17 protein-coding genes are annotated in these 15,687 nt (G+C 66.3%); all 17 read left to right on the plus strand.

The features are described from left to right. Window positions 1-45 precede the first annotated feature (45 nt). The 17 genes from rpmE to murA all read left to right on the plus strand — a co-directional run bounded on the left by rpmE (window position 46) and on the right by murA (window position 15,378). Complete coding sequence (gene rpmE, locus ON38_RS05370) at window positions 46-273, plus strand: 50S ribosomal protein L31 (protein ID WP_039822836.1); 228 nt, start codon at window positions 46-48, stop codon at window positions 271-273. 99 nt (window positions 274-372) lie between these two features. Next, entirely contained in the window at window positions 373-1,449 is a 1,077-nt protein-coding gene (gene prfA, locus ON38_RS05375) for a peptide chain release factor 1 (RefSeq protein ID WP_039822837.1), read from the plus strand. Window positions 1,450-1,528: 79 nt separating this feature from the next. Continuing rightward, entirely contained in the window at window positions 1,529-2,404 is an 876-nt protein-coding gene (prmC, locus tag ON38_RS05380) for a peptide chain release factor N(5)-glutamine methyltransferase (RefSeq protein WP_039822838.1), read from the plus strand. A 313-nt stretch (window positions 2,405-2,717) separates the two neighbouring features. Further along, entirely contained in the window at window positions 2,718-3,383 is a 666-nt protein-coding gene (locus ON38_RS05385; protein ID WP_039822862.1) for an L-threonylcarbamoyladenylate synthase, read from the plus strand. 61 nt (window positions 3,384-3,444) lie between these two features. Beyond that, window positions 3,445-4,611 carry an MraY family glycosyltransferase gene (locus ON38_RS05390; protein ID WP_051164405.1) on the plus strand — a complete coding sequence of 389 codons (1,167 nt, stop codon included), beginning with the start codon at window positions 3,445-3,447 and terminating at the stop codon, window positions 4,609-4,611. Window positions 4,612-4,621: 10 nt separating this feature from the next. Continuing rightward, the gene (locus tag ON38_RS05395; protein WP_039822839.1) at window positions 4,622-5,089 is read left to right on the plus strand and encodes a Cg1360 family ATP-synthase-associated protein; all 468 of its coding nucleotides are present in this window, start codon (window positions 4,622-4,624) and stop codon (window positions 5,087-5,089) included. 344 nt (window positions 5,090-5,433) lie between these two features. Beyond that, window positions 5,434-6,210 carry a F0F1 ATP synthase subunit A gene (gene atpB / locus ON38_RS05400; protein WP_479725010.1) on the plus strand — a complete coding sequence of 259 codons (777 nt, stop codon included), beginning with the start codon at window positions 5,434-5,436 and terminating at the stop codon, window positions 6,208-6,210. 80 nt (window positions 6,211-6,290) lie between these two features. Further along, entirely contained in the window at window positions 6,291-6,539 is a 249-nt protein-coding gene (locus ON38_RS05405) for an ATP synthase F0 subunit C (RefSeq protein ID WP_030522398.1), read from the plus strand. A 5-nt stretch (window positions 6,540-6,544) separates the two neighbouring features. Further along, entirely contained in the window at window positions 6,545-7,105 is a 561-nt protein-coding gene (locus tag ON38_RS05410; RefSeq protein ID WP_039822843.1) for a F0F1 ATP synthase subunit B, read from the plus strand. 19 nt (window positions 7,106-7,124) lie between these two features. After that, the gene (locus tag ON38_RS05415) at window positions 7,125-7,934 is read left to right on the plus strand and encodes a F0F1 ATP synthase subunit delta (protein WP_039822845.1); all 810 of its coding nucleotides are present in this window, start codon (window positions 7,125-7,127) and stop codon (window positions 7,932-7,934) included. A gap of 82 nt (window positions 7,935-8,016) precedes the next feature. Then, window positions 8,017-9,654 carry a F0F1 ATP synthase subunit alpha gene (atpA, locus tag ON38_RS05420; protein ID WP_039822847.1) on the plus strand — a complete coding sequence of 546 codons (1,638 nt, stop codon included), beginning with the start codon at window positions 8,017-8,019 and terminating at the stop codon, window positions 9,652-9,654. Between the two features lie 61 nt (window positions 9,655-9,715). Further along, window positions 9,716-10,687: a F0F1 ATP synthase subunit gamma gene (locus ON38_RS05425; RefSeq protein WP_039822849.1), complete on the plus strand. Its 972-nt coding sequence runs from the start codon at window positions 9,716-9,718 to the stop codon at window positions 10,685-10,687. Between the two features lie 22 nt (window positions 10,688-10,709). Continuing rightward, on the plus strand, window positions 10,710-12,158 hold the full coding sequence (gene atpD / locus ON38_RS05430; protein ID WP_039822850.1) for a F0F1 ATP synthase subunit beta: 1,449 nt from the start codon (window positions 10,710-10,712) through the stop codon (window positions 12,156-12,158). A gap of 6 nt (window positions 12,159-12,164) precedes the next feature. After that, window positions 12,165-12,545, plus strand: coding sequence for a F0F1 ATP synthase subunit epsilon (locus ON38_RS05435; RefSeq protein WP_039822851.1), 381 nt, complete (start codon window positions 12,165-12,167; stop codon window positions 12,543-12,545). A gap of 264 nt (window positions 12,546-12,809) precedes the next feature. Then, window positions 12,810-13,232: a DUF2550 domain-containing protein gene (locus ON38_RS05440; RefSeq protein WP_039822853.1), complete on the plus strand. Its 423-nt coding sequence runs from the start codon at window positions 12,810-12,812 to the stop codon at window positions 13,230-13,232. 108 nt (window positions 13,233-13,340) lie between these two features. Beyond that, a complete protein-coding gene (locus ON38_RS05445; protein WP_039822854.1) occupies window positions 13,341-13,964 on the plus strand; it encodes a cob(I)yrinic acid a,c-diamide adenosyltransferase in 624 nt (207 codons plus the stop codon). Window positions 13,965-14,118: 154 nt separating this feature from the next. Continuing rightward, complete coding sequence (gene murA / locus ON38_RS05450; protein ID WP_039822855.1) at window positions 14,119-15,378, plus strand: UDP-N-acetylglucosamine 1-carboxyvinyltransferase; 1,260 nt, start codon at window positions 14,119-14,121, stop codon at window positions 15,376-15,378. Window positions 15,379-15,687 lie beyond the last annotated feature (309 nt).

The following is a 15,687-nucleotide window of genomic DNA, read 5'->3' on the forward strand; positions in this document are numbered from 1 at the left end:
CGCAAAGGCCCGAGCGACCCGGCGACCAATATCGAGAGGACACCCATGAAGGCAGGAATTCACCCGACCTACGTCGACACCACGGTGGTCTGCGGTTGCGGTAATACCTTCCAGACCCGTTCCACCAAGGAATCGGGGCACATCACCGTCGAGGTCTGCTCGCAGTGCCACCCGTTCTACACCGGCAAGCAGAAGATCCTGGACACCGGTGGTCGTGTGGCCCGCTTCGAGGCCCGCTACGGCAAGCGTGCCAAGAAGGCCGACGCCAGCTAGCTTTCCCGCCAACGCCCGGTCCTGCAGTCGCAGGCCGGGCGTTGGCGTTTTTGTGCCCTCCCTTCCCCGCGTCGCCCTTTCCGAGTAGGAGCCACGTTCATGGCCGAGAAAACCGCGCCGTCCGCGATCGACGATGTGCTGGCCGAATACGCCGGACTGGAAACCCAGCTGGCGGATCCGTCCCTGCACAACGACCCGGACGCCGCGCGGCGAGTCGGGAAGAGGTTCGCCGAACTCGCCCCGGTGATGACCACCTACCGGAAACTCACCGCCACCCGCGACGACCTCGAGGCCGCCCGGGAACTTGCCGCCGACGACCCGGCGTTCGCCGCCGAGGTCCCCGGACTCGAGGAACAACTCGAAGAACTCGAGAAACAGCTCGCCGATCTGCTCGCCCCCCGCGACCCGCACGACGGCGACGATGTGGTGCTCGAGGTGAAATCCGGTGAAGGCGGCGAAGAATCGGCTCTGTTCGCCGCGGACCTGGCCCGCATGTACGTCCGCTACGCCGAACGTCGCGGCTGGAAGGTCGAGATCCTCGACGCCGCCGTCTCCGATCTCGGCGGCTACAAAGAAGCGACGCTGTCCATCAAGAGCCGCGATGCCGCCCGTGACGGCGTCTGGTCGCGTTTCAAGTTCGAAGGCGGAGTCCACCGGGTGCAGCGGGTGCCGGTCACCGAATCGCAGGGCCGCGTCCACACCTCGGCCGCCGGTGTCCTCATCTACCCCGAACCCGACGAGGTCGAAGAAGTACAGATCGACGAGAGCGATCTGCGCATCGACGTCTATCGCTCCTCCGGTAAAGGCGGCCAGGGCGTCAACACCACCGACTCGGCCGTTCGCATCACCCACCTGCCCTCCGGGATCGTCGTCACCTGCCAGAACGAACGCTCGCAGCTGCAGAACAAGGCCCGCGCCATGCAGGTCCTGGCCGCCCGGCTGCAAGCCCTGGCCGAAGAACAGGCCGAACAGGAAGCCGCGGAAGGCCGGGCCGGACAGATCCGCACGGTCGACCGCTCCGAACGCATCCGCACCTACAACTTCCCGGAGAACCGCATCGCCGACCACCGCATCGGCTACAAAGCCCACAACCTGGACGCCGTCCTCAACGGCGAAATGGACGCCCTCCTGGATGCCCTGGCCACCGCCGACCGCGCCGCCCGCATGGCCGAATAGTTGTGTTCGTTCGCGAGCCTCGGGCGCGCGGTCCGAAGCCCGTTCGACCCCGCGCCCGCCGACCCGCCAGAATGTCACGGTGACCCGCGTTCAACTCCGCCCTGTGCTCGCCGAAGCGACGGAAGTTCTCGGTGCGGCCGGAGTGCCCAGCCCACGCGTCGATGCCGAGCAGTTGGCAGCGCATGTGCTGGGTGTGGACCGCTCCCGGCTCCTGCTGAATCCACTGATCGGGCCGGAGCAGCTCGCCGCCTATCGGGCGCTGGTGGCCCGCCGCGCCGAGCGGGTGCCGCTGCAGCATCTGACCGGGCGCTCGTATATGGGTGAGATCGATCTCGCGGTGGGTCCCGGGGTCTTCGTGCCGCGCCCGGAGACCGAGTTGCTCTTCGCCTGGGCGCTGGCCCACCTGGAGGCCGTCCGCCACGACCACACGCCGGTGGTGGTGGACCTGTGCACGGGTTCGGGCGCACTCGCTCTCGCCGTGGCGCACGCCCGGCCGGATGCCGACGTGCACGCGGTGGAATTGGATCCCGAGGCGCTGAGCTGGGCCCGCCGCAATGCCGAACAGCGCGCCGCCGACGGCGACTCCCCGATCACCCTGCACCACGACGACGTGACCGATCCGCATCTGCTCACCGAACTCGACGGTTATGTCGATCTCGTCGTCGCCAACCCGCCCTACATCCCCGACGGCGCCGAACTGTCTCCCGAGGTGGCCGACCACGACCCGCATCGCGCCCTGTTCGGCGGCCTCGACGGCCTCGACGTGATCCGCCCCCTGGTGCCGCTCATCGGCCGCCTGCTCCGGCCGGGTGGGGGAGCGGCGATCGAGCACGACGACAGCAACGGCGGGGAACTCGCGCGGCTACTGGCGGCGGACGAGCGATTCACCGGGATCGTCGAGCATCCGGATCTGGCCGGGAAACCCCGGTTTGTGGCCGCTGTACGGGTGAGCTGACAGGTTCTATTTGTGGCCGTGCGAGCGCCCACTCTCTATGAGGAGGGTTTGTTTGTCCGGGCAGGGTTATTGGCGGAACTGCGCGAATACACGGTCACATAAGGCGCTTGCGTCGGCATCCGATCGGGACATCGAAATGCCGACGCAACCCACGTGCGTCGAGTTCTGCGAGACACCTCCAAGGGTTGAGGCCCGTCTCGCCGTTTCGGTCTCGAAGCGCATGAGCCGAAGGCTCGAGTCTCGAGGCCGAAACGGCGAGACCAAGGGGGCCTCAACCCCGCCCCGCCGGAGGCGGGGCCATACCATGGTGCGCGTGAGTACCGTCTACGACTGCGCCGATCCCGACTCGCGCGCCGCCGGCCTGGCCGCGGCTACCAGTGCTCTGAGATCGGGGCGGTTGGTCGTAGTGCCCACCGATACCGTGTACGGCCTGGCTGCCGACGCGTTCGATTCCGCTGCGGTCGCATCGCTGCTGGCGGCCAAGGGCCGGGGGCGGGATATGCCGGTGCCGGTGCTGGTGGGTTCGTGGAACACGATCGACGGTCTGGTCTTCTCGGTGCGGCCGCAGGCTCGTGAGCTGATCCGGGCGTTCTGGCCCGGCGGGCTGAGTATCGTTGTGCAGCAGGCGCCTTCGCTGTCCTGGGATCTCGGTGAGGCGCGCGGGACGGTGATGCTGCGGATGCCGTTGCATCCGGTGGCGCTGGAATTGTTGCAGGAGGTCGGGCCGCTGGCGGTGTCCAGTGCCAATATCTCCGGTAGGCCCGCGGCCGAGAATGTGTCGCAGGCGCGGGATCAGCTCGGCACCCAGGTGGGTGTGTTCCTGGACGGCGGTCCGGCCCAGCATGCGAAGCCGTCCACCATTGTCGATCTCACCGCTGATCAGCCGCGAATCCTGCGTGCGGGCGCGGTGCCGACCGAAGCGGTCGCCGAGGTGCTGGGAGTCACCGCCGAGTCGTTGATCGGGTCCGTCGCGCGGTGAATGTAGCGGTTTCGATGAGGGCACGGGCAGTATCCCCGGTCGCGAGGCGGTGGTCGGCGCCATGACCGGTTACGGTGCGGTCGTCCCGCTACGCGAGCTCCTGCTGGTGTTGCTGATCTCGACGGTGGTGACCTTTCTGGCCACCGGGGGGATCCGGACGCTGGCGATCGGGTTCGGCGCGGTGGCCATTCCGCGTGACCGCGATGTGCACGTGAAGCCGATTCCGCGCATGGGCGGGGTGGGCATGTACATCGGCGTGGTGGCGGCCGTTTTGTTCGCTCATCAGTTGCCGGCGCTGCGCCGCGGCTTCGATTACCGGCCCGATATCGCCGCTGTGCTGGTGGCGGCCACCATCATTGTCGGGGTTGGGATCGTGGACGATCGCTGGGGCCTGGACGCGCTCACCAAATTCGCGGGCCAGGTCACTGCCGCCGGGGTGATGGCGGTGATGGGCCTGGGCTGGTACCTGATCTACGACCCGTTCAACAACAGCACCGTCGTCCTCGACGGATTGCAGGGCGGCCTGGTGACGGTCGCGGTCGCGGTGACCCTGATCAACGCCATGAACTTCGTGGACGGTCTGGACGGGCTGGCCGCCGGCCTGGGCCTGATCGCCTCGTTCGCGGTGTTCGCCTTCGCGGTCGGCCTGCTCACCGAACAGGGCGGTTCGGTGGACAGCTACCCACCCGCGCTGCTGGCCGCCGCCATGGCCGGGGCCTGTCTCGGATTCCTGCCGCACAATTTCTCGCCGGCCCGGATCTTCATGGGTGATTCGGGATCCATGCTGATCGGGCTGGTCCTGGCTGCGGTGTCGACCAGTGCCTCCGGCCGGATCCCGCTGCAGGGTTACGGCCCGCGCGATATCGTCGGCCTGCTCTCGCCACTGCTGCTGGTCGGCGCGGTGATGTTCATTCCGGTGCTGGATCTACTGCTGGCGATCGTGCGCCGGGTGCGGGCGGGGGTCAGCTTCTCCACTCCCGACAAGATGCATCTGCACCACCGACTGCTGCAGATCGGGCATTCGCAGCGCCGGGTGGTGCTGGTGATCTATCTGTGGGTCGGCATTCTCGCGTTCGGTGCGGTCGGCACCTCGGTCATGGATCGCCGGGTTGTGGTGCTGATGATGGCCGCCGGACTCCTGTTCGCGCTGGTCGTGACCGCTGTTCCGGGGTTGTGGCGGCGGCAGGCGCGCCGGGACGCGGCGGGCTCGGTTTCCGACTCCGGGTAGAGTTCGGGCCGTGTCCACGAGTTCTGCCGGCCCCAGCACCCCCGACAGCGCCGATGCCCCGCTCCGTGCGGCATTGCGCTACGGACTCATCGGTCTGGTCGTTTTGACGGTGCTGGCGGCGGCGATCGCGACCGCCCTGGCCGGAACCGCCGGACTGTGGGGGGCGCTGCTGGGCGCCGCGATCGGTGGCGGCTTCATCCTGACCACGGCGGTGGTCGTGCTGCTCGGCGCGAAACTCCCCCCGTCCACCGCCGGGCTGGTCATGCTGGTCAGCTGGGTCGGAAAGCTGCTGGTGGCGCTGATCGTGGTCGCCGTGCTGCAACGATTCGAGTTCTACGACCGGGTCGCGCTGTTTCTGACCGTTGTGGGCGCCCTGGTCATCGTGCTGGGGGCCGAAACTTACGGTGTATTGCGACAGAAGGTCCCCTATGTAACCGTCCCTGACCAGGGTGGAAAAGAGGGCTCCGACCAGGACTGACCAGGGTCTACGACAATTTGTCGTAGATTACATCGCCCCCGCTACACGTTGTCGTAGTTGTCTTGGTAAAGTATTGGTAAGCAAGCGACTAAGCCAGGGGTGCCGACCCGGCAAGACCAGCTACCGCTATGCTACTGCGGTGCCGTGCTCGTAAAGGGTTCGGTTCTGCATGTCGACGATGTCGCCGACACACGTACAGACGCCAGCGCGGATCGCCGCTACAGCTGCTGACGACCTCGAGCCGACCTCAGTCGACCCACATTGATCGTCAATGTCCGATCGAACCGCGGGAGCGAAAACTTCCCGCGGCCCGAACACGGGAGAGAACGCTGAGCGTCACTACCTTGGCCGCGGAGTTTCACGCGCCGTCGCTAACCGACTTCTTCCCTCCGGCGGTGCTGTTCGAGGGGACCCCCTTCGAACTCGATCGGCTGATGCTGGTCCGGCTCGTGATGACCGCCGTCCTGATCGCATTCCTCTTCCTGGCGTTCCGGACCCCGCGAATCGTGCCGAAGCGCCTGCAGAACGTCGGCGAAATGGGCCTGGTCTTCGTCAAAGAGCAGATCTGTGACGAGATCCTCGGCAAGGAAAACGGCCGCAAGTTCTTCCCGCTGATCGCGACGATCTTCTTCACCGTCCTGTTCCTGAACTTCTCGGGTGTGATCCCCGGTCTGAACATCTCGTCGAACGCGCGTATCGGCATGCCGCTGGTACTGGCCGTGGTCGCGTATATCGCGTTCAACTACGTGGGCATCAAGAAGTACGGCTTCTTCACCTATATGCGCAGCAGCATCGTCGTTCCGAATGTTCCGCCGGCCATGCACGTCCTGCTCATTCCGATCGAGTTCATTTCGACCTTCGTGCTGCGGCCCTTCACGCTGACCGTCCGACTCATGGCCAATATGCTCGCCGGTCACATCATGTTGGTGCTGTTCTTCAGCGCGACCCAGTTCTTCCTCTTCGACGCGGACGCCTGGATGAAGGTGTTCTCGCCCTTCTCGTTGCTGGGCGGGCTCGCATTCACGCTGTTCGAACTGCTGGTCATTTTCCTGCAGGCCTATGTGTTCGCGTTGCTGACCGCCGTGTACATCAGCCTTGCCCAGCACGCCGACGAGCACTGACCGACGACCGGAACAACCGATAAGGACCTGCTGCACCACGCCGTCCGGCGGGTGAGCAACAGAAAGGGAATGGAAGACTCATGAGCCTCTCGTACCTGGCCCAGGAAGCTGCCACCAACGAATCCACGCTGAAGGGCCTCGGCGCTGTCGGCTACGGCCTGGCCGCCATCGGCCCCGGCATCGGCGTCGGTATCGTCGTCGGTAAGGCGATCGAGGGCATTGCCCGCCAGCCCGAACTCTCCGGCACCATCCGGACCAACATGTTCCTCGGCATCGCGTTCACCGAAGCCCTGGCGCTGATCGGTCTCGTCGCCGGCTTCATCTTCTGATTCCGATGAACGAGTTCATTCTGCTCGCAGCGGAAGAGGGAGAGGATGTGAATCCTCTCATCCCCGCGACGTACGACATCGTCTGGTCGGCGGTCTGCGTGGCGATTATCGCCTTCGTGGTCTACAAATACGCCGTTCCGCGCCTGATGAAGGTGCTGGACGAGCGCGCCGACAAGATCGAGGGTGGCATCGATCGGGCCGAGGCCGCGCAGGCCGAAGCCCAGGAGACGCTGCAGCAGTACCAGAAGCAGCTGGCCGACGCCCGTTTGGAAGCCGCGAAGATCCGCGAAGACGCCCGCACCCAGGGACAGCAGATCCTCGCCCAGATGAAGGCCGACGCCCAGGCCGAGAGCGACCGTATCGTCGCGGCCGGGCACACCCAGCTGGAAGCCCAGCGCCAGCAGATCCTGACCGAGCTGCGGGCCGAGGTCGGCCGCACCGCGGTGGACCTGGCCGAGAAGATCATCGGGCAGTCGGTATCGGACGAGGCCAAACAGGCCGCGACGATCGAGCGATTCCTCGACGAGATCGACCGTTCGGACGCCGGTATCGGGGTCGGAAGGTAACGACGGAGGAGTGAGAACCATGTACGCAGCGAGCCGTGAGGCCAGCTCCCGGTCCAAGGAGGCGCTTCGGGCCGCGCTGACCGGAAGCAACGGTGTTGCGGCCACGACGGGGTCCGAACTGTTCGCCGTTGTCGACGTACTGGACGACCAGCGTCCGCTGCGTGTGGCGCTCGCGGACGTATCGGTGCCCGGTTCGGCCCGCGCCGAACTGAGCGAGCGGGTCTTCGGGAGCCAGGTCAGCGCTGCCACTCAGGCGGTGCTGACCACTGCGGTCGCCCAGGACTGGTCGCGTGCCCGCGACCTGGTCGACACCCTGGTGTTGCTCGGGCAGCTGGCATACCTGGAATCGGCCTCCGAACAGGGCCGGCTGACCGCCGTCGAGGACGAACTGTTCCGCTTCGGCCGGATCATCGCCGACAATCCGGAACTGGAACAGGCCCTGTCCGACCGCGCCGCCTCCGCGGCGGCCAAACGGGAACTGCTCGAGCGGCTGCTGTCCGGTAAGGCCGAGACCATCACCCGGGCTCTCGCCGAACAGGTGGTGACCAGGCAGCGTGCCGGGATCGGTGTGGCCTTCGACGAACTGTCCGACCTGGCCGCGGCCCGGCGCGAACAGATCGTCGCGCACGTCCGGTCGGCGATCGAGCTGACCGACTCCCAGCGTGAACGGCTGGGCGGCGCCCTGGCGCGTATCTACAACAAGGCTGTCACCGTGCATGTCGAGGTCGATCCCGAATTGTTGAGCGGGCTCGTCGTGCGCATCGGCGACGATGTGATCGACGGCAGCGCGATCGGCCGACTGGACCGGCTGCGTCGCTCGCTGACCTAGCGGCGGGGCGCCGGGCACGGTCCGGCGCGAACCGCTCAACACCCCCCGACATTCCAGACCAGAGACCGAGAGCAGGAAGAACATGGCGGAGCTGACGATCTCCTCCGACGAGATCCGTAGCGCGATCGAAAGCTACACCCAGAGCTACACCCCGGAAACCTCCATCGAGGAAGTCGGTGTCGTCACCGACACCAGTGACGGCATCGCGCACGTCAGCGGCTTGCCTTCGGCCATGGCCAACGAGCTGCTCGAATTCCCGGGCGGTGTGCTCGGCGTCGCGCTGAACCTCGAGGACCGTGAAATCGGTGCCGTCATCCTCGGCGAGTTCGCCGAGATCGAAGAGGGCCAGCAGGTACGCCGCACCGGCGATGTGCTCTCGGTCCCGGTCGGCGACAATTTCCTCGGGCGGGTGGTGAACCCGCTCGGCCAGCCGATCGACGGTCTGGGCGAGATCGAATCCGACGACCGACGCGTCCTGGAACTGCAGGCCGCGACCGTGCTGGAGCGGCAGCCGGTCGAGGAGCCGATGGCGACCGGCATCACCGCCATCGATGCGCTCACCGCGATCGGCCGGGGTCAGCGTCAGCTGGTCATCGGCGACCGCAAGACCGGTAAGACCGCGGTCTGCATCGACACGATCCTGAACCAGAAGGCCAACTGGGAGTCGGGCGATCCGGCCAAGCAGGTGCGCTGCATCTACGTGGCGATCGGTCAGAAGGGCTCCACCATCGCGGGCGTCAAATCCGCCCTCGAGGAGCACGGCGCGCTGGAGTACACCACCATCGTCGCTGCCCCGGCCTCCGATTCCGCCGGCTTCAAATGGCTGGCCCCCTACACCGGTTCGGCTCTCGGCCAGCACTGGATGTACCAGGGCAAGCACGTCCTGATCGTGTTCGACGATCTGACCAAGCAGGCCGAGGCCTACCGCGCCATCTCGCTGCTGCTGCGCCGCCCGCCGGGCCGTGAGGCCTACCCGGGTGACGTCTTCTACCTGCACTCGCGTCTGCTGGAGCGTTGCGCCAAGCTCTCCGACGAGATGGGCGGCGGTTCGATGACCGGTCTGCCGATCATCGAGACCAAGGCCAACGACATCTCGGCCTTCATCCCGACCAACGTCATCTCCATCACCGACGGTCAGGTCTTCCTGGAGTCCGACCTGTTCAACAAGGGTGTCCGCCCGGCGATCAACGTCGGTACCTCGGTCTCCCGTGTCGGTGGCGCCGCGCAGACCAAGGGGATGAAGAAGGTCGCCGGTTCGCTGCGTCTGGAAATGGCCCAGTACCGCGAGCTGGAGGCGTTCTCCGCCTTCGCCTCCGATCTGGATGCCGCCTCGCTGGCCCAGCTCGAGCGTGGTGCCCGCTGGGTCGAGCTGCTGAAGCAGGACCAGTACTCGCCGATCGCGGTCGAGGATCAGATCGTCTCGATCTACCTGGTCGACGCGGGCTACTACGACTCGGTGCCGGTGGCCGATATCCGCCGGTTCAATGTCGAGCTGCTCGAGGATCTGCACGCCAATGCCGCGGATGCCTTCGCGAGCATCGCCGGTGGCAAGGTGCTGCAGGACGAGGCGGCCGAGCAGATCAAGGCGGCCACCGACAAGTTCAAGCAGGGCTTCCTGGCGTCCGACGGCAGCCGCGTGGTGAACGAGGGCGAAGCCGGCGAACTGGCCCACGAAGAGGTCGAATCGCTGTCGGTCACCCGTAAGCACGTCGAGAAGTAGACCGGGCGAACCATGCGCTGTTTTCCTGTAACGCCGCGAACGAAGGGAGTGTGAACCGCCGATGGCTACCTTGCGCGAGCTGCGCTCCCGTATTCGTGGTATCAACTCGATCAAGAAGATCACCAAGGCCCAGGAACTGATCGCGACCTCGCGTATCACCAAGGCCCAGGCGCGGGTGGCGGCTGCCAAGCCGTACTCCGAGGAGATCACCAAGGTGGTCGCGGAGCTGGCGAGTGCGTCGAAGAATCTGATGCACCCGCTGCTCACCGAACGTCCCGATCCGAAGCGGGCCGCGGTGCTGGTGATCACCAGCGACAGCGGCCAGTGCGGTGGTTACAACTCCAATGTGCTCAAACGCGCCGAGGAGTTGATGACCACCCTGCGCGACGAGGGCAAGGAACCGGTGCTCTACGTCATGGGCAACAAGGGCCTGACGTACTACACCTTCCGTGACCGCCGGCCGGTCGCCTCGTGGACCGGGTTCTCCCAGCAGCCCACGTACCCGGATGCGTCGGCAGCCTGCAACCACCTGGTGGAGAGTTTCATGGCCGGGTCGGCGGGCGAGGTCCCGGCTCCGGACGGTACCGGCCCGATCGCCGGGGTCGACGAGCTCCATATCGTCTACACCCGGTTCGTGAGCATGCTGTCGCAGACGCCGGAGGTGCGCCGGATGGCGCCGATCCAGATCTCCTTCGTCGACGAGAGCTTCGACCTGGGTGACGATATGCTCACCGATTCGCCCACGGCCGAGGTGAGCGCGCAGTACGAATTCGAGCCCGACGCCGATGTACTCCTGGCGGCGCTGCTGCCCAAGTACATCAATACGCGGATCTACGCGTCGTTGCTCGACGCAGCGGCATCCGAGCATGCGGCTCGGCGCACCGCAATGAAGGCGGCCACCGATAACGCCAACGAATTGGCGAGTTCCCTGTCTCGCCAGGCCAACTCGTTGCGGCAGGCCAACATCACGCAGGAAATCAGCGAAATCGTCGGCGGCGTGAATGCCCTGGCGGCCAGCTCGGAACGCGACTGAGACGCAGGAAGAGAAACCAGAAATGACCGCAGCTGTTACTCGAGAAGACTCGAGCCGGACCGGCGCCGCCACGGGCCGCGTGGTCCGCGTCATCGGCCCCGTCGTGGACGTCGAATTCCCGCGGGGCTCCATTCCAGACCTGTTCAACGCTCTTGCCGCCGATATCACCCTGAAGTCGGTGGCCAAGACGCTGACCCTCGAGGTCGCCCAGCACCTCGGTGACAACATCGTGCGCACCATCTCGATGCAGCCCACCGACGGCCTGGTCCGTGGCGCCGAGGTCCGTGACTCCGGTAAGCCGATCTCGGTGCCGGTCGGCGATGTCGTCAAGGGGCACGTGTTCAACGCCCTCGGCGACTGCCTCGACAGCCCCGGCCTCGGCCGCGACGGTGAGCAGTGGGGCATCCACCGCAAGCCGCCGAGCTTCGACCAGCTCGAGGGCAAGACCGAAATTCTCGAGACCGGCGTCAAGGTGCTCGACCTGCTGACCCCGTACGTGAAGGGCGGCAAGATCGGTCTGTTCGGTGGTGCCGGTGTCGGCAAGACCGTTCTGATCCAGGAGATGATCACCCGTATCGCGCGGGAGTTCTCCGGTACCTCGGTGTTCGCCGGTGTCGGCGAGCGCACTCGTGAGGGCACCGATCTGCACCTGGAGATGGAAGAGATGGGCGTCCTCCAGGACACCGCCCTGGTCTTCGGCCAGATGGACGAGCCGCCGGGCACCCGTATGCGCGTCGCCCTGTCCGCGCTGACCATGGCGGAGTACTTCCGCGATGTGAAGCACCAGGACGTGCTGCTGTTCATCGACAACATCTTCCGGTTCACCCAGGCCGGTTCCGAGGTTTCGACCCTGCTGGGTCGGATGCCCTCGGCCGTCGGTTACCAGCCGACCCTGGCCGACGAGATGGGTGAACTGCAGGAGCGGATCACCTCGACCCGCGGCCGGTCGATCACCTCGCTGCAGGCCATCTACGTGCCCGCCGACGACTACACCGACCCGGCCCCGGCGACCACCTTCGCCCACCTGGACGCGACGACCGAGCTCTCCCGCCCGATCTCGCAGAAGGGTATCTACCCCGCCGTCGACCCGCTGACCTCGACCTCTCGTATCCTCGAGGCCTCGATCGTCGGCGACCGGCACTTCGCGGTGGCCAACGAGGTGAAGCGGATCCTGCAGAAGTACAAGGAACTGCAGGACATCATCGCCATCCTCGGTATGGACGAGCTCTCCGAAGAGGACAAGGTCCTCGTCGGCCGTGCCCGCCGGCTGGAGAAGTTCCTCGGCCAGAACTTCATCGTGGCCGAGAAGTTCACCGGCCAGCCGGGTTCGGTCGTGCCGCTGGAGCAGACCATCGACGACTTCGACCGGGTCTGCAAGGGCGAATTCGACCACTTCCCGGAGCAGGCGTTCAACAGTTGCGGTGGTCTCGACGATGTCGAGGCGGCCGCGAAGAAGATCGCCGGAAAGTAGTCCTTCATGGCGGATATGTCAGTTGATCTCGTCGCCGTCGAGCGGCGGCTCTGGTCGGGCCGGGCGACTTTCGTCAGCGCCCAGACCACCGAGGGACAGATCGGCATCATGCCCGGTCACGAGCCGCTCCTCGGCCAGCTGGTCGAGGGCGGCACAGTGACCATCGTCGATACCGAGGGCACTCGCATCGTGGCCGCGGTCCACGGCGGCTTCTTCTCGGTCACCGCCGATACGGTGCGGGTCTTGGCGGAGTCCGCCGAGTTCTCCACCGAGGTCGATGTGGCGGCCGCACGTCAGGTGCTGTCCGACGGCTCGGCGTCCGCGGAGGCCCAGCTGGCCGCCCAGGGCCGGGTGCGCGCGGTGGAACAGGCCGGCGCGAACTCCTGATCCTCGGCGCGCGGCGCACAACAGAATGATCTCGGCTCCGGCCGGCGGCGAATCCTCGTCGCCGGCCGGAGCCGTTTCGCGGGCGCACCGGTTCACACCGGCGTTGCCCTCGGGCGCCTCCGGGATCGATGACGTCGCATTATCCGAGACATCCCCGTGCCATTTGTAAACTGGTTCATGGTTGAATGGCCGCGGGTGCATCTGCCGGTCCGATCCGGCGATCGCCTCGGATGAGCGAAGGGATGTGCAGCATTGCAGACCGGGATGGTGTTCCTGATCATTCTGGTGCTCATGCTGGTCGCATTGGCTCTGGTTTCCACTTATCGCCTGGTCATGTTGCGACGTGGCGGCACCGCGGCCATCCTGCGCGTACTCCCGGCTCGTGGCGGGGAACGCTGGCGGCACGGCGTCATCCGCTACGACGAGGATCACCTCGTCTTCTTCAAACTCACCAGCCTCAAGCTCGGTGCCGACTCGGTGATCCATCGGCGCGGTATCGAGATCGGTGAGCGACGCGGCCCGCAGGGTGACGAGTACGACATCATGACCGAGGGGATCGCGGTGATCGGAGTCTCCGATCGCCACGGCGAATACGAGCTCGCGCTGGATCGCGCGGCGCTGACGGCGTTCCTGTCCTGGGTCGAGTCCCGGCCTTCGGAGCGCGCCCGCCGGCTGCGCGGTCACTGAGCCCGGTCGGCGGTCGGGCGGTCCGGTGTTCTCACCGGGGGCGGATCGGCGCAAATGCGAATACGCCGCAACCCCCTCGCCGGCCGGGCGGACGTTAGGGTGGGTCCTGTGAGCGTGCACCTGACGCGGATCTACACCCGCACCGGCGACGACGGGACCACCGGTCTCAGCGATTTCTCCCGGGTGCCGAAAACCGATCCGCGGCTGATCGCCTACGCGGACTGCGACGAGGCCAATGCCGCTCTCGGAGTCGCCATCGCGCTGGGCGGCCCGGATCCGGAACTGACGGCGGTCCTGCGCGGCATCCAGAACGACCTCTTCGACGCCGGCGCGGATCTGTCCACTCCGGTGGTGGAGAACCCGAAGTATCCGCCGCTGCGGATCACCGCGAGCTATATCGAACGCCTGGAACAGTGGTGCGACCGGTTCAATGCCGAGCTGGCACCGCTCGACTCGTTCATCCTGCCCGGCGGGACCCCGCTCGCCGCGCTGCTGCACACCGCCCGCACGGTCGTCCGGCGCGCCGAACGTTCGGCATGGGCTGCTGTGGAAACACACCCCGGCGATACCAGCGTCCTGCCGGCCAAATATCTCAACCGGCTGTCCGATCTGCTGTTCATCCTCAGTCGCTACACGAATCCCGATGGTGATGTGCTCTGGCAGCCCGGCGGCGGCCGGACGGAGGCGGTTACTTCGGACGAACCGGGCGCGGGTTCTGCGGCCGAAAGCTGACGGATTCCGTCCGAACGGTGGAAACTGCTCCTGGCGATCGGGTGGACGAGCCGCCGCGCGCAGGAGCTCGGCGTTGGCTCGACCGGCAGCGTGATGCGATCGTGGGCGCTCTATCCTTGCACTCACTGGTGCGCCGAATACTCGGAGAGGCGGCATGGAACGGTTTTTGGTAACTGGCGGCAACCGGCTGGTCGGTGAGGTCTCGGTAGGAGGCGCCAAGAACAGCGTCCTGAAACTGATGGCCGCTGCTCTGCTCACCGAAGGCAAGACCACCATCACGAACTGTCCGGACATCCTCGATGTGCCGCTGATGGCCGAGGTTCTGCGCGGTCTCGGGTGCGACGTCGAGATCTCCGGCGATGTGGTGACGATCGACACCCCGGCCGAACCCAAGTACCACGCGGATTTCCCGGCGGTGACCCAGTTCCGTGCCTCGGTCTGTGTCCTCGGCCCGCTGATGGCCCGCTGTAGACGAGCGGTGGTGGCGCTACCCGGCGGGGACGCCATCGGTTCCCGGCCCCTCGATATGCATCAGGCCGGGCTGCGGTTGCTCGGCGCCACCAGCGAGATCGAGCACGGGTGCGTGGTCGCCCGGGCCGACGAGCTGCAGGGCGCGCGTATCCGGCTGGACTTCCCGTCGGTCGGCGCCACCGAGAACATCCTCATGGCCGCGGTGCTGGCCCAGGGGGAGACGGTGATCGACAATGCCGCGCGCGAACCCGACATCGTCGACCTGTGCACCATGCTCACCCAGATGGGCGCACGTATCCGCGGCGCGGGTACCTCGGTGCTCACCATCCACGGCGTGAGGCGGCTGTCGCCCATCACGCACCGGGTGATCGGCGACCGTATCGTCGCGGCCACCTGGGGTATCGCCGCCGCCATGACGATGGGCGACGTGCGGGTGACCGGAGTCAATCCCCAGCATCTGGCACTGGTCCTGGACAAACTGCGGTCGGCCGGCGCACGGATCTCGTTCGAACCCGAAGGCTTCCGGGTCGTGCAGCCCGATCGACCGCGTGCGGTCAACTTCTCCACCCTCCCCTTCCCCGGTTTCCCCACGGACCTGCAGCCGATGGCCATCGGCCTGGCGGCGATCGCGGACGGCACCTCGATGATCACCGAGAATGTCTTCGAAGCGCGCTTCCGGTTCGTCGAGGAGATGATCCGCCTCGGCGCCGATGCCCGGACCGACGGTCATCACGCGGTGGTCCGCGGTATTCCCCGGCTCTCCAGCGCGCCGGTGTGGTCCTCCGATATTCGCGCCGGCGCCGGACTGGTCCTCGCGGGACTCGTCGCCGACGGGGTGACCGAAGTGCACGACGTTTTCCACATCGACCGCGGATATCCGGACTTCGTGGAGAAACTCCAGGCGCTCGGAGCCGCCGTGGAACGGGTGGGAGTGGGAACCTGACCGTTCCCGGCGGCCCGGGTTCGGAAACGGCCTCGGAAACAGTCGCTGAAAAGTCGCTTTGACCAGGCGATTTGACATTGAATTAGATGCCACGTAACTTTATCCAAGTCAGAGCGACACGGACACCGACCCGGGGCCCGGAGCGAGGCGGAAACGCCGAGCCGGAGGGACCAGGGAAACGAGGTAGGACGAGGAGCGCCTGGCGATCACACTGGCTCGACCGGGACGCCGATTTGCAATCGGGAAAACGGATGAGCTAAGCTTGAGAAGTTGCCTCACCGATCGAATGACTTGAAAGTCACGAGATGG

It is taken from the genome of Nocardia testacea NBRC 100365 (assembly GCF_000308775.1).
Classification (GTDB): Bacteria; Actinomycetota; Actinomycetes; order Mycobacteriales; family Mycobacteriaceae; genus Nocardia; species Nocardia testacea.

Coding starts and splice junctions, on each gene's coding strand:
- ON38_RS05415 (WP_039822845.1), top strand. CDS start 7,125: ATGTACGCAGCGAGCCGTGAGGCCAGCTCCCGGTCCAAGGAGGCGCTT.
- ON38_RS05405 (WP_030522398.1), top strand. CDS start 6,291: ATGAGCCTCTCGTACCTGGCCCAGGAAGCTGCCACCAACGAATCCACG.
- ON38_RS05390 (WP_051164405.1), top strand. CDS start 3,445: ATGACCGGTTACGGTGCGGTCGTCCCGCTACGCGAGCTCCTGCTGGTG.
- atpD (WP_039822850.1), top strand. CDS start 10,710: ATGACCGCAGCTGTTACTCGAGAAGACTCGAGCCGGACCGGCGCCGCC.
- ON38_RS05440 (WP_039822853.1), top strand. CDS start 12,810: ATGGTGTTCCTGATCATTCTGGTGCTCATGCTGGTCGCATTGGCTCTG.
- ON38_RS05435 (WP_039822851.1), top strand. CDS start 12,165: ATGGCGGATATGTCAGTTGATCTCGTCGCCGTCGAGCGGCGGCTCTGG.
- ON38_RS05410 (WP_039822843.1), top strand. CDS start 6,545: ATGAACGAGTTCATTCTGCTCGCAGCGGAAGAGGGAGAGGATGTGAAT.
- prfA (WP_039822837.1), top strand. CDS start 373: ATGGCCGAGAAAACCGCGCCGTCCGCGATCGACGATGTGCTGGCCGAA.
- murA (WP_039822855.1), top strand. CDS start 14,119: ATGGAACGGTTTTTGGTAACTGGCGGCAACCGGCTGGTCGGTGAGGTC.
- ON38_RS05425 (WP_039822849.1), top strand. CDS start 9,716: ATGGCTACCTTGCGCGAGCTGCGCTCCCGTATTCGTGGTATCAACTCG.
- rpmE (WP_039822836.1), top strand. CDS start 46: ATGAAGGCAGGAATTCACCCGACCTACGTCGACACCACGGTGGTCTGC.
- atpA (WP_039822847.1), top strand. CDS start 8,017: ATGGCGGAGCTGACGATCTCCTCCGACGAGATCCGTAGCGCGATCGAA.